A 15,722-nucleotide genomic window follows, 5' to 3' on the forward strand; every position below is an offset into this window, starting at 1 on the left:
ACCAAAGGAAGCGATCGCAATTTAACATATCATACTATAACTCGACAGATTTACCGTAGTATTTACTAACCGTATTTTAGACTGCTGGAACAACGGTCGATTTAGTCCAGGCAAGAGCAAGTTAAAATTCGCAACACAGATTAAAAAGCTTCTTAACGGAGGTAACAAGCAAGCTACGGATACCAGATACTGTCGGGCAACCATATTGGTAGGTGAGAGTAAGTGGTACAACTCTTACGCTTTTGTCAAAAATGGGTCTTTTTGGAACTTACAACGATTCCACAATAGCGTCTCTGTATTCTTTGCTACTCACAGACGTATTTATAATATTTTCATCTAAACTTTATAAAATCTTTTTATTTGTAACTCCAGTATTTTATTAATTGATTAATTTATACTGTAGGATGACAAAGAAACAATTATATTTACTATAAGTATGATTTTATCCAAAGCTGCAAAATCAATTAATACTTGTTATAAATAAAAGAATACCTTGTATTTATTTTTCAATTTTTAAAATATATAAATCAATCCTAATTTTAGTCCACTCTCCTATTCCAAAATACTAATTTGATTATGTTATTAGCCTGTTGTTAATAATAAATTGTGATTTGCCTTTTTACCAAGGTTAATTAAGGCTTTGAGGAAATTGAAAACTACATGAAAAAGCGATTATCACAGAAATGGACTATTTCTAAATCTTGGTTACGTTTTTTAATTATTATCCTATTAGGAATAGGTGTATTTTTTCGTTTCGTCAATATTGACAAAAAAATTTATTGGGGTGATGAAGTTTTGTCATCATTACGCATATCTGGCTATACGCAGTCAGAAATGAAAATGCAATTAAGTGATGGTCGTTTGATTGGCATAGAAGATTTACATAAATACCAGTATCCTAATCCTGATAAAAATGCAATTGATACAATTAAAGGGATTATTTTAGAAGACTCGCAGATTTTGCCACTATATATCTTGATGACCCGGTTTTGGGTAGAGTGCTTTGGCAATTCTATAGCAGCGATCAGAAGTTTTTCGGCATTTATTAGTCTGCTTACCTTTCCTTGTCTTTATTGGCTATGTCAAGAATTATTTGAGTCTTCACTAGTCGGGTGGGTAGCCATCGCTTTAGTAGCCATTTCACCAATTCATATCGTGTATGCACAAGAAGCGCGATCGTATAGTTTAGCAATAGTAGCCATTTTAATATCGAGCGTAGCACTGCTGCGAGCCATGCGACTTCAAACAAAAGTTAGTTGGTGCATTTATGTAGCAACATTATCAATAGGGTTTTATACTCATCTATTTTTTACCTTGGTTGCTTTTGCACAGGGAATTTATGTAGTTGCAATCGAACGCTTCCGATTGAGTAAAACATTGATTTACTACGTGCTATCATTGCTTGCAGGGTTTCTAACTTTTGTACCTTGGATTTGGATTATTATTACCAATCCTCAGCCAGAAGCTGTCACTTGGGCGAATACTAAACAAACATTATTTATGTCAGTTTCAAGGTGGGCTGGTATTTTTAGTCGTGCGTTTCTTGATTTAGGTATTAGTCCTAATGAACCGGGAAAACTGAAGTTTGTCTTAATTCCTTTTATTTTAATTATTTTAGCTTTAATCAGCTACTCAATTTATTTTGTGTGTCGAAAAACTTCTAAAAAAGTTTGGTTATTTATCTTAACCTTGATTGGAGCTTTAGGGCTTCCTTTACTGATAACAGATTTCGTATTTCAAAAGCGATTCGCGACTAGTCGATATACACTTCCTTCAGTTTTAGGTATACAGTTAGCTGTGGCTTACCTATTTACAACTAAGATTGCGTCTATTTCTACTAAAACTTGGCAAAAAAAGTTTTGGTCGCTTGTAGCGTTTATGGTGATTATGAGCGAAGTTTTATCTTGTATGGTTCACTCTCAAACGCAGATTTGGTGGAACCAATTCCCTGAAAAATATCAAGAATATCCGAAAATTGCTAATATTATTAATCAAGCAAAGAAACCACTTTTAATTAGTGACGAGGATAATATTATTCCACCGCTACAAGTACTTAGTAACTTAATCGCTCCAAAAGTTAAATTTCAAATTGTAGGAAAAAATCAGTTACCAGAGATTACTAATGGCTTTAGCGATATATTTTTGTTCTTGTTCGAGCCGTCTGATTTCTTAAAAGCTGGAGTTGAAAAAGTTTATAACTCAAAGTTACAGCAGGTAGACGACTTTCTCTGGAAAATAACAAAATCTAATTAACCGAAGTACATGGGCATATCTAGGGGTTGGGAGAGTGCAATGTGGAAACTAAAAGCAGGCAGATGGCATTTGAATATCGCTTGTAGGTTAAAAATCAATAAGGGTTATTGGTGTAGATAATTGGTCTTTCAAGACGCGATAAATCGCGTCTCTAGATCGGGGTTTGGGACTTATCTGAACTGTATTGGATTAAAAATTAATATCAATTAGCCTGATAAGTGACACAGTTAGAGCAAAAATATACTTTAATTAAACAAATAATTTAAGTATATACTGGTACTGCTGCCGCTTATGTCATCGCCCCTTGAGCGCCCGCTAAAAATTGAAATCAGACTACCATCTTCCCATCCTCAGTTATTAGAAGGACTGGATATATGGTTGCGTTTAGGTTTGATATCTGATGCCCAAGTCAGGCAGTTATGCCGAGAGTTTCTGGTGTGTGCGGTGGTGTTGCAACCCCAAGCTGAAGCTCAAGCAAAGGTAGTATTTGCAACTTCCGACCCGGTGCAGCAGTTGCCCGTAGTAGCTTTACAATCTAGTAGCGGTAAACAACCATCAGCTAAACCCAACTTCATCGGCACAATGTTGCAGTCCTTGGGAGCAGAACTGAGTGTGCGTTGGCTACTTTTTCTAGGGGTTTTTCTGGTAGTCGTATCCTCTGGGGTACTGGCTGCTAGTCAATGGGCGAGGTTTCCTGCTTCTGGACAGTACGGGGTTTTATTTGCTTATACTTTGAGTTTTTGGGGATTAAGCTTTTGGGCAACTAGGCAAAATAACCTCAGATTGACGGCTCAGACATTGCTGATTGCCACTCTTTTGTTAGTGCCAGTGAATTTTTGGGCAATGGATAGCTTTCGGTTGTGGCAAAATCCTGTGGATTGGATTGTAGTTGCGATCGCCTGTCCTACCCTCACTGCTATAACTGTTTTACTCTCCAAAAATCGGACTATTTTTACCAATTTACATACTGGCAAATTACCTCTGGTAAATATTCTGGGGCTGAGTTATCTGCATTGGGGTTGGCAGTTAAGAGGATTTCCTTTAATTGCTGTTTATCTAGCAACGATCGCCACAACTATCATTACTGTTTATCACAATCTTTTCCAACAGCCTCATGCTGGCAGCGGCGATCGCGGTAGGCTAAGTATTAGTTTACCTGCTGCTGTAATTATTTATTCTTTAATAATCTTGTTGGTGCGGGCGATTTTTGTTACCAAGTTAGATGTTGCACTGTTGGGGTTAGCTATTGGCATTTGCGGCTGGTTGATGACTTGGTTAGTACAGCAAAGGAGGGCAGAGGAGCAGGGGAGCAGGGAGGCAGAGGGGCAGGGGAGCAGGGGGGCAGAGGAAGTAACATTAATATTCCCCTCGTCTCCCTTGTCTCCCTCATCGCTCTTACTCTGGGAAAGACTTGGGGGCGTTTTACTCTTTTTGGGTTGGGTGGTATCGGTAGTAAATTATCCTTGGCAAGCAATAGCTATCAGTAGTTTGGGTTTGTGGTTTGTGGGGAGTCGCTTGTGGCAGTACAGTTTAAAGCGAGACTTTGCAGGGGTTTTCGTCATCGGCTTAGAGACGATTTTGCTAGGTTGGCGATTAGTACCCGATCGCTTACAAAAATTAGCGATCGCAACTAGTACCCAACTCACCAATTCTCAAAATGAACCTTGGGCGCTACTGGGTATAGCTTTATTTCCCTACGTAATTTTGATGGTGGCGCTTACAGATAGTTTGTATCGCAGCCAAAAGCGAGAATTAGCTAAATTTGGCGAACTGCTCGCTCTGTTATTTGGAACTCTTTTAACAACGATCGCTCTAGTAAATCCCACATTGCGATCGCTAAATCTGCTATTTTCTACCGCCACTCTGGCATTTGTTACTCAACGCCGCTCCCCCTCATCCCTTCCTCTGGTATACCTAACTCATATCATGGGAGTGCTGACATTTTGCTTTACCATTAATTGGTTATTCCCCAGCCTGACTCAACAATGCTGGGCAAGTATTTTATTGGCTCTCATGGTTGCAGAATGGCGATTCAGCTTGCAGGAAGGACTATGGCAACGTAGCGCATGGGATATCGGTTTAGGATTAGCCGCAGTGAGTTTTTTCCTCTTGTGGATGAATGCAGAATCATCTTGGTATGGCATCACTGATAACCGATCTGATTGGGGAGTTTTATGGCTAGTTACGCCTTTAGCTCTCACAGGTGTTGCCAATGCCGCAATTATAGAGCGGCGGATTACTAGCCGTTACTTGAGTGTTTTGGCTGTAATAATTGCCCAGCTACTAACTTTACAACTACCAGGAATCAGATTAATCGGTTTGGCTGTAGGTGCTGGATTGATGTTTGCAAATACGCGCTATTTGCGCAACCAAGTATCTGCGGTAATCACAGAAGGATTTGTTTTAAGTTTCATTGGGGCGCTGCTGTGGACAGGTGTGCCTGGTTTGCCTCGCCTAGCGGCAGCAGGTTGGTTTGTTGTAGGAGCGATCGCAACTCTAAGTCTATGGTTAGCGCGGACACTTCGGCGCCGCTCAGTGACCACTGTTTTCAGCCAACGCGATAACGAATTAGGAGTTATCTATGCAGCCGCTAGCGATAAATGGGCGATCGCTTTGTGTAGTGTTGAATTATTAAGTTTGACGCTGCACTCAGTGCTGATTTACCAAGGGTTTACGACTTCAGGATTTTTGTTCTTAATTGCCACTGTAATTACCTTGGCAGCCATTGTTTATCGCAGTTGGCGAGAACCGACAAATTGGGCATTTTATAGTATTGGTTGGTGTTTAGAATTGTTAATTGCTCAGGTGCTAGGGTTAGGGGAACGCTCAATTGTGAGAATTGCAATTGCAAACATCGCCTTGGGTTTAATTACTCAACTTGTCGGCGAGTGGTGGCGGCGACGACATCAATTAGAAAGGTTGCCTAGCAGTCTGCACATTTTGCCATTAATTTATGGTGCATTTAGTGTATTGCTGCGTTTGAATACCTTCACCGAGTCGACAGGTTTATATTCCTTGGGTGTAGCTTTAATTATTATTGGCGTGGGGCGACGGCACGAGAGCTTCAAACCCTTGCTGTATTTAGGAATTATTGGCGTATCAATTTCTGCTTATGAACTATTGTTCTATCAAATGTCACAAGCTTCAGGAGGAGCATTAGGTGATGGATTAATTGCCATGTCTGCCCTTGGCGCGAGTATCATGTATGCTTACCGCATTCTGTCGCCTTGGCTTGTCAGCTACTTACACCTAACTCCCCAAGAATTGAAAAGGATTGCTCATATTCACTGGGTTTGGAGTAGCTGTTTATTAATGGCTGCTATTCCTCTTCCCATTGCAGTTAACCGTTTGGTGGGATTGGGAACGGGAGTATTTTTGATTCGCTATGCCATCTTTCAGGGACGAAATTCGCGCACCTCCCCCAGCATCTTTGCAGGAATTACAATCGCCGAGATGTGGGTTTACCTTGGCTTATTAGAGGTAGCCGGCATGAGAATTTATTGGCGGGAGACAGCAGTAGGGCGATTTTGGGCAGGGCCATTAGTTCCTTGGAATGGTGCGATCGCTTGTGTGGTAGCCTACTTTTTGTACATTCTACCTTGGGAAAATTGGGGTTGGTCTAAAAGACCTTGGCAACAAGCTGCATACATCACACCACTGATAATTTTATGGGAAACCAGACTGCAAACTTACCCCATTACCTTAGTACTCGCAGCTGGATTTTACATCTTTTTAGCAAAAATAGGTGAAAACATCCGTTTCACCTATATTAGTGTGGCGTTGATTGATTGGGCACTTTACCGTTGGTTTGATTCCTTACGCTTGACTGATACTTTGTGGTATGTAACACCAATTGGGTTATCACTGCTTTATATTGCTCAAGTGGATACCCAACTGAAGTTACCAGAGTACAAAATATCTCGTCATTTTCTGAGAGTGCTAGGTAGTGGTTTAATTTGTGGATGGGCAATTTTATTTCATCAAGATAAAGCTTGGATACCGGGGATTTTCAGCCTCATCGCCATTTTTGCCGGATTAGCTTTGCGAGTGCGGGCTTTTCTCTACATTGGTACAGCCACTTTTTTAATTACTACAATCTATCAATCAGTAATTTTCAGCTTGCAGTACTCATTTTTAAAATGGGTTGTTGGCTTGCTAGTTGGCATCTTACTAATTTACATCGCCGCTAATTTTGAAACCCGTCGCGCTCAAATAACTTCCTTAATTCGTAGCGCCATTGATGAATTTCAATCATGGGAATAGGTAAGCGAAGGATTAAACTAATTAGACAGGCGATCGCCTAAATTCAAGATACCTGTAAAATTAAGCAAGAGCGAAAACTTCATGCCCTGTCAAATTACTAAACGAACAATATTATCAATAATATCAATCGTCCGACCCAAAATTTCTAAGAAACCTACAGTATTATTTATTTCCTGAATTTCTTGATTTATCGCTTTAATGCCATCTTCAAAACCTTTCTCATTTTGCTCCAGTTGGTTGACCAGATTGGTACCAATCTGGTTCCTGACTGTGTTGACATAACTCGTCCATTTGTGGCGATACTTTTTAAATTCTTTTTTCTGTTCTGGATTGGTAAATTTACTTTCAATACCAATTTCATATAATTTATTTTCTATGCCACTGATCTTTTTAAAAAATTCTGATTGTTTATTGTTATCAATATTAGACACTATCTCTGACATAAAATTAATTTTCCTTTAATTTATTAGTTATTTTTTATTTCTTCAGCTATATTAACTAGGGAGTTAATCTCAGATAAAAGTTCATTAGCGCGTGCAATAGTAAACTTATCTTCTAGAAGTAACTGAAAAGCTTCTTTGAAGTCTTTGGCTGATTCACTAGCATTATTCAAAGCTTCTATCGAAAGTGTCATCGTCAAAATATTTCGCCGTCTTTCTATCCATGCGTCAGCATCGCTAATTGGATCGGCAGCCGTATAAGGTCTAAAGAGTAAACGCTCTTCCTGATTTGTTTGAATGCTCTTTAAATCATTTTTTAGTTCAGTAGTAAGAAGTTCAAGCACTAATTCCTGAATAGCAAGCTCTCGATAAATCGTTTCTTTCCTCTGCTCTAATTCTTTTCTCAACGCACCTGTAATTTTATTACTCAATATAATTTTAGGAATTTCAGATAAAGCAGAGCCAGTTCCGTCAGAGACAAGAGGATTACCTTGAATATTAGCGCTGACATTATTTAATTGAGTAAAAATATCCTCAGTAACTTCTTGCGCTTGTGTTGGAGCATCCGAGGTTGCTAGATTTTCTAAAGCAATAAAGTAGCGTTTGAGTAGATCGGTATGTTGGCGCATTCGTCCAATTAACATAAGCCATTGCTTATCTTGTTTAGTAATTTCGATATACATTTCTTCACGATCTTTTACTGTATCTTCTACGCGGTTACTAAGCAACTTTTCCGAACTTGCATCAACAGCATAGTTTCCTGATGTAACTAATAAAGTATCTAGTGCAGTTGCATATTCTTGTCCAGCGTTGGCAAATTTTTTATATTCTCTTAAAGAAGCACCACAGGCAACTAATGAAGCTCCAAGAAAAGAGATGATTGATGCTCTAATAACAAATTTATATTTGATAGTAATCTCCTTTCTCAACATAAAACGTATATTGCTGTTATTTCCTTCTCCACTCCCCAATTAGTCAATTTCGGAATTTTTCGATCGCCTTAGAGGTTTTTTTCTAAACTAGATGCCTTCCATGAAACCAATCTCAAACACGAGAATGCTTTCACGGCTTCTTTTACCTCACTTTCAAGGGAAAGTATTTAGGTTTTCAAGAATTTATTGCTAAAAATTCTTATTATTGCTGATATGGATAGACTCACAAAGCGATCGCTATAGCCTATGCTGAAATTATTTTTGTTATCGTAATACCAATTTGACAAAAGAATGCGACAAATAGACCATTTGTAGAGACGCGATTCATCGCGTCTTTACCCAAAGATGTGTTGCAATCATTAATTGAATTGGTATTATTTGTTGCAAGTCCCTAATACATCAAAAAATATTGCTCCAGGGTTGACGTTTCGGTGTTTCGCGCACTCTGTAGCAGCTTCCGCTTTCCCTGTAAGAACTTCCGCCTTGACATTTCAGTGTTTTGCGCACTCTGTAGCAACTTCCGCCTTCCCTGTAAAAACTTCCGTCTTGACGTTTCAGTGTTTCGCGCAGCCTGTAAGAACTTCTGCCTTGACGTTTCGGTATTTTGCGCACTCTGTAGCAACTTCCGTCTTCCCTGTAAGAACTTCCGCTTTTACGCTAGCAACTTCTGCTTTAACTTCGTTTATCTTTGTTGCGTTGCGCTTTGCTTCATCCAACCTACAATTTTTTTTAACCCAAGCGTATTGGGTTATGAAAAGGAGAGAGCAAGGTTGTTGAGCGTAGTCGAAACACTGCCTTCTGCCTTCCTCAATAAAAATTGTTGAAAATACTCAAATTTTAGTCTTTAAAAAAATAAATAATTTTACTCAGGACAACCTTTTAAAAAATTGTCCACTATGGAATTACTAAAAGTTTACGTTATCTTTTCAGGTGAAGGAGTATTAATGGCAAGGCCAAAACGTGACTCACGTATTCTTAGCAAAGCTGAAATGCGCTTGGCAAGTATTAAATCTATCAGTCCTACTCTAGATGTAGGAGAGAGTTTAACAGTTAAAGATTATACTGACAAAATTGAAAATCTCCGTCAATCTCTGGAAGCTTACAATACTACCCTCTCTAATATTGATGTTTTATTAACCCAAATTATTGAAAATGAACAAGATTTAGCAGATTATTCTGAAAAAATTTTGCTTGGTGTTGCTCATAAGTTTGGTAAAAATAGCCATCAATATCAGATGGCTGGCGGTACTCGTAAAAGCGATGTCTCCGACCGGCTACGCCAACGCAAGCGTGCTGTGCGCCAAGGTGTTGTTTTGACTACCAGCTAAGGGCAAAACGGTTAAACAGATAAAGAGAATGAGGAAAATTAGGAAGATAGGGAATACAAAGATTTCACCCACTCCCATTCCTGCGTCAAACCCTCTTTTAGGAAGACTTGCGGCTGATATCCGAGAATTTTCTGTGCTTTAGATACATCAGCAGCCGTGTGGCGAGCGTCTCCCACCGCTTTTTCTATATGGTTTCTTTTGATTGGCTTCCCAACAATTTCTTCAATCGTATCTAAGACTTCTGCTAAAACCACTCTGCTACCACCACCGATATTAAAGATTTCTCCCACTGCTTGGGGTGCGGTAGCGGCGGCTAAATTAGCGGCGACGATATCACTAACAAACGTAAACTCCCGCGTTTGCTGGCCATCGCCGTAAATAGGAATCGCCTCATCGTGCAAAATGGATTGAAAAAACTTATTAAATGCCATATCTGGGCGCTGTTTGGGGCCGTAAACTGTAAAATAGCGCAATGTTACACAGGGTACACCAAAGTTCTTGTAATACAGTTCACACAAAAACTCTGCTGCTAGCTTTGTAATGCCGTAAGGAGAAACCGGTTGAGGACAAATTCTCTCGTGGGTAGGTAATGTTTCTGCATCACCATATACACTAGATGAAGAAGCAAACACTAATCTTTTCAGGTGTTTAGCATCCTTAGCTGCTTCCAGCAAAACTTGTGTAGCGTTAACATTTCGTTCTGTATAGCCTCGAAAAGCTTTACCCCAACTTGCTCTGACCCCTGCTTGTGCCGCTTGATGGTAAACTACATCAACATCTTTTAGGAGTTTCTGCCAATCTAAAAACTGCATATCTCCTTCAATTAATGCAAAACCAGGTAAACGATACAAGTGTGCAACATTGTTTCGCTTTAACATCGGATCGTAATAATCATTGAATTCATCAATCCCGATTACTTCGTTTCCTTGTTTGAGCAATGTTTCTGCAAGATGAGAACCAATAAAGCCTGCGACTCCAGTAACGATAATTTTAGCCATGTTGCCGATTTTTTATATCCTGATTAACCGCGATATTCACAAGTTAATAATTATAATCAAAAATTGGTTATTGATTGATGATTTTCTCATAGATAATTTGATTCGTATCAGCAGAAAATATAATTCAACTAATATACTTGTGCTAAAAATATGTTACTAACTTTATTTATTAATTGTTGACAATAAAAATTAAATTTAACTAATTAGTTGAATTTAATTTTTAAGACAAAACTGACAATTCAGATAAACCCAAAATACTTGTAGAGATGGCGATTTATCGCGTCTCTGAACTATATTGGGGTAAAGTGTATGTGGGACAAGCATTTGACCTTAATTTGACACCAATGAGCTTATTCTGACTCCTGAATTCTCCTGTAAACCAGAAGAAACTTGCATAAGTGTGAGAATTGATGAAAAAATTGATCCGCGAGAGCAGTTAAGGTATTCTCATTTTGCAAGGGACGCACGAGGAAATCAGTGAAAGTTTTAGTTGTTGGTAATGGAGGGCGCGAACACGCTCTGGCGTGGAAACTGTTGCAATCTAAGCAAATTGAGCAAGTTATCTGTGTACCAGGAAATGGGGGCACGGCAAGTATGGAACGTTGCCAAAACTTGCCCTTAGCAGTAGACGATTTTGAGGGAATGAGCCGATATGCTCTAGAATATGGCATAACTCTGGTAATAGTTGGTCCAGAAGTTCCCTTATCTAAGGGAATCACCGATTATCTCCAAGATAAAGGATTGATGGTATTTGGCCCAGTCAGAGCCGGAGCGCAAATTGAGGCGAGTAAAGCTTGGGCAAAAGCCTTGATGCAAGAAGCAGGGATTCCGACGGCACGGGCTGCGGTATTTACGGAAGCTGCGGCAGCAAAATCTTACGTCAAATCTCAGGGAGCGCCAATTGTTGTTAAAGCTGATGGCTTGGCGGCTGGTAAGGGTGTAACGGTAGCTGAAACAGTTGCACAGGCAGAAAGTGCCATTGATGCAATTTTTCAAGGACAATTTGGCAGTGCTGGTGAATTTGTCGTCATTGAAGAATGTTTGATTGGGCAAGAGGTGTCAGTTTTAGCGTTGACTGATGGGTTAACAATTAGACCCTTGTTGCCAGCACAAGATCATAAGCGGATTGGTGACGGCGATACAGGCGAAAATACTGGCGGAATGGGAGCATACAGCCCAGCACCCATCGCTACACCAGAGTTGATGGCACGTGTTCAAACAGAAGTACTAGAAAGAGCGATCGCCACCTTAAGAGCTAAAGGCATTGATTACCGAGGTGTACTGTATGCTGGGTTAATGATTGCACCCGATGGCGACTTGAAAGTTTTGGAATTTAACTGTCGCTTTGGCGATCCTGAAACCCAGGTGATTTTGCCACTGTTAGAAACACCCCTAGAAGAGTTGATTCTAGCCTGCGTACAGCAGCGCTTAAGTGAATTGCCGCCCATTGCTTGGAAAGGGGGAGCATCTGCTACTGTCGTTGCCGCTTCCGGTGGTTATCCAGGAGAATATCAAAAGGGCCAGGTGATTACTGGCATTGAAGAAGCAGAAGCAGCAGGAGCAACTGTATTTCATGCAGGTACGAAATTGAACCAGCAACAAGAAATAGTCACAGATGGGGGTCGAGTATTAAATGTGACGGGAATCGGAGAAAATTTTGAGCAAGCGATCGCCCAAGCCTACGCTAGTATCAAACATATTCAGTTTCAGGGGATGTATTACCGGAGAGATATCGGTTATAGAGTTAGGAGTTAGGAATTTGGAGTTATTCACCATGCCCAATGCCCCATTCCCTCTTTCCCTAACATATTTGTCAAATTAACTGTTAATTTTTAAGTTGTTGGGCTTTATAACAAAGACTACTAACAACTTTATTTAAGATGCTAAATCTGTTAAAAACAATTCGACATGCGATCGCAAGTTGGTGGTCGGAGTTCACTCTCCAGACTAAACTACTGGCTGTGGCCACAATGGTAGTTTCATTGGTGATGAGTGGTTTGACCTTCTGGGCTGTAAATACAATTCAGCAGGATGCGCGGATGAATGACACCCGCTTTGGTCGTGATTTGGGGCTGCTGCTTGCTGCCAACGTTGCCCCCTTAATCGCGGACAATAATCTCACCGAGGTTGCCCAATTTTCCCAACGCTTTTATAGCAGCACCTCTAGCGTGCGTTATATGCTCTACGCCGATGAAAACGGGGAAATCTTTTTTGGCATTCCTTTTTGGGAGGCTGAGGTAGAAAACTCCCTTACCATTAAACGGCGGATACAACTGCCAGAAGATTACCCTGGCGATGGGGAAAAGCCGATGGTGCGGCAACACATGACCCCAGATGGAACAGTCACCGATGTATTTATTCCCCTGATTGTCAATAAAAAATACTTAGGTGTATTAGCGATCGGGATCAACCCCAATCAGACTGCTGTCATTTCCACCAATTTTACCCGCGATGTCACCATTGCCGTTTTTATCACCATTTGGGTAATGGTAATTTTGGCAGGAGTGATTAACGCCTTGACCATTACTAAGCCCATTAAAGAACTACTAGTGGGGGTGAAGCAAATTGCTACCGGGAATTTCAAGCAGCGCATTGATTTACCTTTAGGGGGCGAACTGGGGGAGTTAATTTTAAGCTTTAATGAGATGGGAGAGCGATTAGAGCGCTATGAAGAACAGAATATTGAGGAACTGACCGCAGAAAAAGCCAAGCTAGAAACCCTAGTTTCAACGATCGCAGATGGAGCCGTGTTGATTGACAACAACATGCAGGTGATTTTAGTCAATCCCACAGCAGAGCGAATTTTTGGCTGGGAAGCCGCTAATGTAGTCGGTTGCAATGTCTTGCATCACTTACCAGCATCAGTACAAATCGAAATCACCCGTCCCTTGTACGAAATGGCAGCAGGCGAATGCGAAAGCGCCGAATTCCGAATTTTTATTAACCAACCCACCCCACGGACAATCCGCATTCTCTTGACTACAGTACTCAACCTGCAAAGAGAAAGCATCAAAGGTATTGCGATTACTATTCAAGATATAACCCGTGAAGTCGAACTCAACGAGGCAAAAAGTCAATTTATCAGCAACGTTTCTCACGAACTGCGAACGCCTCTATTTAACATTAAAACTTATATTGAAACCCTGCACGACTACGGCGAAGACTTGGCTTTACAAGAACGGCAAGAGTTTCTGCAAACAGTCAACCATGAAACCGATCGCCTAACTCGCCTAGTTAACGATGTTTTGGATTTATCAAAACTCGAATCTGGTCGCAACTACAGCTTTGATGGCGTAGATTTAGCCCAAGCGATCGAGCAAACCCTGCGTACTTACCAACTCAATGCAAAAGATAAAGGTGTTGAACTTGTTCAGGAAGTTGCCCCTAATTTGCCGCTAGTATTAGGTAATTACGATCTGTTAGTACAAGTGTTTGGCAACCTAATTGGTAATGCCCTTAAATTCACCAAAGCCGGTGGTAAAGTAGCAATCCGCGCCTACCAACTAGATTTCAAACCCAGTCACACCGAATCTGCACCAGTGCGGATTGAAATTTCCGATACAGGAATTGGCATCGCCACAGAAGATCAACACTCAATTTTTGAACGCTTCTTCCGCGTAGAAAACCGAGTTCACACCCTAGAAGGCACGGGTTTAGGTTTATCGATTGTTAGAAATATCATCGACAGACATCGTAGTAAAGTCCATCTAGTGAGTGAAGTCGGCATTGGCACCACCTTTTGGTTCGACTTAGCCACCTTTGAAGAAAAAGCGCCAGCGATACAAGTTGAACCTATTGCAGAAGCATCCAACATCATCACAGCTTGAAGACAAGGGACTGCGTATGTCTGGTTATGATGCTTTTTTTAATAAAGTTACGATAAAAAGTATGATAATTGTCACAAGATAGAGGAATTATGTGATAAAAAATTGTTAAAGGTAATATAGGCAAATCAGCCCTTTTCTAAGAAAGTGACTTTGTGTGACTAAAATGACCCTATCTTATAGATTGAGAAATTTCTGGGGTTTGCTGCGGAGTAAAAATAAGGTATCTGCAACTCAACAAAAGTTGCAGAACAGTACCATAAGCTCAAAAGAGGCTGATGATATTGAGGGTACTGTTCAACTCAAAAATGGTCAGGCAGTTCAAGTAAGGCTAGACGACTTGAAACAGTTTATAGAGGACAACCGCAGCCAAATAGCACTCCAGAAGATTCCTAATATGGGAAAGCGGAGAAGTTAATTCTTTAATAGAGCTTGTAAGTTACTTATACCTTACTTGCAAGCTAAAATTAATTCTTCAGCATAATATCCTTACTTTAATTTCTGGAATTATTTCTATATACTTTTCCCTATCAAGTTCTTCATCTGTTTCGGCAATGTAAACGGTGCAGCTTGCAAAAGTTCTAAAGTCAGTATTTTTGTCGTCCAATGGCGATGAAATATACTCTTGTTCTTTGCCAAGAGTGACATAAACAGGAAATATATCTTTGCGTACTATATAGCCATAAACGTACCCATAGGATTCTGCGTTGTCAAATTCGGCTTTTATAGTTCTTACTGTCAACATTATTTTATCCTGGCAATTATTCCTCTAAAATGCATTGCGTTAGTCTCATAATGCTCCTCTAGCAAGCTTTAAACGGCTGTAAAGTACATAGGTATGCAAACTTGTGGAGGGTAATCGAAACCCTCAGCACTGAATTGAAGAGACATGTCTAGCATCAAGCGCCGCCCATGAGTTCACCAAGCGCTAAGACTAATACCTCGCCGCTTTGGCTAAAATTTTTCTGATTCCAGTTCAGCTATTAGTTCTTCAGCATCTTTGCCACCAAGATCGCGCAATTCTTTATATATAATGCTGACTTTACGCTCTATAATGCTGAGTTCGCGGTGAAGTACTAACAATTCCTTAATCTTCGACATGATTTCTCCAGGCATTAATAGATTATTTTCTGAAGATGCTGATGGAGCGGTAGCTTTTTGCTGAGTTGCTTCGGATTTCATAAAAATGTTTGCATTGCTATCGTCTAAGTTGTCCTTAAAATGATTTTCTGACATCAGTTTACCTGGAGATGTTAACTGGATATCAGCAGGAATAGCGTCAGTATTTGAAGAGACAAGTTGAAATACATTGTCATAATCGTAATGCCCATTTTGTGAGTGAATTAATGCGCCATTTGAAGCTTGGTCACTGTCTTCTAATAAAAATTGAATTAATTCAGCATTAATTCCAGCAACAGGAAAATAAGCGTAACCACTTCTACCTTGGGTTTTGGTATTGGATACTTGCCTGCAAAGCCAGCCTGACTCTACAAGATATTTCAAGTGCTTATTGACTGTCGTATTATCTAAGCCAAGTATGTGAGCAATCTCGGCTGACCTGATTCCAACATCTGGAATCAGCTTCAAAATAGCCCTCTTCTGTCACTCTCCGGGATGAGCAAGTAGTAACTAAGTGAAATTATCCAGAAGCATAACAGGGTTTAAATTGATTCATTGCACTAAT

At 40.2% G+C, this 15,722-nt stretch carries 11 protein-coding genes; 6 read left to right on the forward strand and 5 right to left on the reverse strand.

Features of this window, described 5'->3' with window-relative positions; genetic code table 11:
* The first annotated feature begins 660 nt into the window (after positions 1–660).
* The gene (locus V7K53_RS06215) at positions 661–2,253 is read left to right on the forward strand and encodes a glycosyltransferase family 39 protein (RefSeq protein WP_335196735.1); all 1,593 of its coding nucleotides are present in this window, start codon (positions 661–663) and stop codon (positions 2,251–2,253) included.
* 291 nt (positions 2,254–2,544) lie between these two features.
* Entirely contained in the window at positions 2,545–6,516 is a 3,972-nt protein-coding gene (locus V7K53_RS06220) for a DUF2157 domain-containing protein (RefSeq protein ID WP_335196736.1), read from the forward strand.
* Positions 6,517–6,605: 89 nt separating this feature from the next.
* Here V7K53_RS06220 and V7K53_RS06225 read toward each other — a convergent pair whose 3' ends face one another.
* Positions 6,606–6,959, reverse strand: a complete 354-nt coding sequence (locus V7K53_RS06225) for a hypothetical protein (protein ID WP_335196737.1) — start codon at positions 6,957–6,959, stop codon at positions 6,606–6,608.
* A gap of 23 nt (positions 6,960–6,982) precedes the next feature.
* Complete coding sequence (locus V7K53_RS06230; protein ID WP_335196738.1) at positions 6,983–7,927, reverse strand: hypothetical protein; 945 nt, start codon at positions 7,925–7,927, stop codon at positions 6,983–6,985.
* A gap of 857 nt (positions 7,928–8,784) precedes the next feature.
* Here V7K53_RS06230 and V7K53_RS06235 point away from each other — a divergent pair.
* Positions 8,785–9,216 carry a hypothetical protein gene (locus V7K53_RS06235; RefSeq protein WP_335196739.1) on the forward strand — a complete coding sequence of 144 codons (432 nt, stop codon included), beginning with the start codon at positions 8,785–8,787 and terminating at the stop codon, positions 9,214–9,216.
* A 38-nt stretch (positions 9,217–9,254) separates the two neighbouring features.
* On the opposite strand, the gene V7K53_RS06240 is transcribed toward V7K53_RS06235, so the two are convergent.
* Positions 9,255–10,214, reverse strand: a complete 960-nt coding sequence (locus V7K53_RS06240) for an NAD-dependent epimerase/dehydratase family protein (RefSeq protein ID WP_335196740.1) — start codon at positions 10,212–10,214, stop codon at positions 9,255–9,257.
* 477 nt (positions 10,215–10,691) lie between these two features.
* On the opposite strand from V7K53_RS06240, the gene purD reads away from it, so the two are divergent.
* The 3 genes from purD to V7K53_RS06255 all read left to right on the forward strand — a co-directional run bounded on the left by purD (position 10,692) and on the right by V7K53_RS06255 (position 14,456).
* Positions 10,692–11,969: a phosphoribosylamine--glycine ligase gene (purD, locus tag V7K53_RS06245; protein ID WP_335196741.1), complete on the forward strand. Its 1,278-nt coding sequence runs from the start codon at positions 10,692–10,694 to the stop codon at positions 11,967–11,969.
* 125 nt (positions 11,970–12,094) lie between these two features.
* Positions 12,095–14,041: a two-component system sensor histidine kinase NblS gene (nblS, locus tag V7K53_RS06250; protein ID WP_335196742.1), complete on the forward strand. Its 1,947-nt coding sequence runs from the start codon at positions 12,095–12,097 to the stop codon at positions 14,039–14,041.
* A 163-nt stretch (positions 14,042–14,204) separates the two neighbouring features.
* Entirely contained in the window at positions 14,205–14,456 is a 252-nt protein-coding gene (locus V7K53_RS06255; RefSeq protein ID WP_335196743.1) for a hypothetical protein, read from the forward strand.
* A gap of 57 nt (positions 14,457–14,513) precedes the next feature.
* Here the strand turns inward: V7K53_RS06255 and V7K53_RS06260 are convergent, their stop codons facing one another.
* Positions 14,514–14,783, reverse strand: coding sequence for a hypothetical protein (locus V7K53_RS06260; RefSeq protein ID WP_335196744.1), 270 nt, complete (start codon positions 14,781–14,783; stop codon positions 14,514–14,516).
* Between the two features lie 209 nt (positions 14,784–14,992).
* The gene (locus V7K53_RS06265; protein ID WP_335196745.1) at positions 14,993–15,625 is read right to left on the reverse strand and encodes a hypothetical protein; all 633 of its coding nucleotides are present in this window, start codon (positions 15,623–15,625) and stop codon (positions 14,993–14,995) included.
* Between the last annotated feature and the right edge of the window lie 97 nt (positions 15,626–15,722).

The sequence above is a fragment of the Nostoc sp. genome (genome assembly GCF_036917355.1).
Lineage (GTDB): Bacteria > Cyanobacteriota > Cyanobacteriia > Cyanobacteriales > Nostocaceae > Nostoc.

Excerpts from the sequence above, each read along its gene's own strand:
- V7K53_RS06215 (WP_335196735.1), top strand. The coding sequence starts at position 661 with ATGAAAAAGCGATTATCACAGAAATGGACTATTTCTAAATCTTGGTTA.
- V7K53_RS06220 (WP_335196736.1), top strand. The coding sequence starts at position 2,545 with ATGTCATCGCCCCTTGAGCGCCCGCTAAAAATTGAAATCAGACTACCA.
- V7K53_RS06225 (WP_335196737.1), bottom strand. The coding sequence starts at position 6,959 with ATGTCAGAGATAGTGTCTAATATTGATAACAATAAACAATCAGAATTT.
- V7K53_RS06235 (WP_335196739.1), top strand. The coding sequence starts at position 8,785 with ATGGAATTACTAAAAGTTTACGTTATCTTTTCAGGTGAAGGAGTATTA.
- V7K53_RS06240 (WP_335196740.1), bottom strand. The coding sequence starts at position 10,214 with ATGGCTAAAATTATCGTTACTGGAGTCGCAGGCTTTATTGGTTCTCAT.
- nblS (WP_335196742.1), top strand. The coding sequence starts at position 12,095 with ATGCTAAATCTGTTAAAAACAATTCGACATGCGATCGCAAGTTGGTGG.
- V7K53_RS06255 (WP_335196743.1), top strand. The coding sequence starts at position 14,205 with ATGACCCTATCTTATAGATTGAGAAATTTCTGGGGTTTGCTGCGGAGT.
- V7K53_RS06260 (WP_335196744.1), bottom strand. The coding sequence starts at position 14,783 with ATGTTGACAGTAAGAACTATAAAAGCCGAATTTGACAACGCAGAATCC.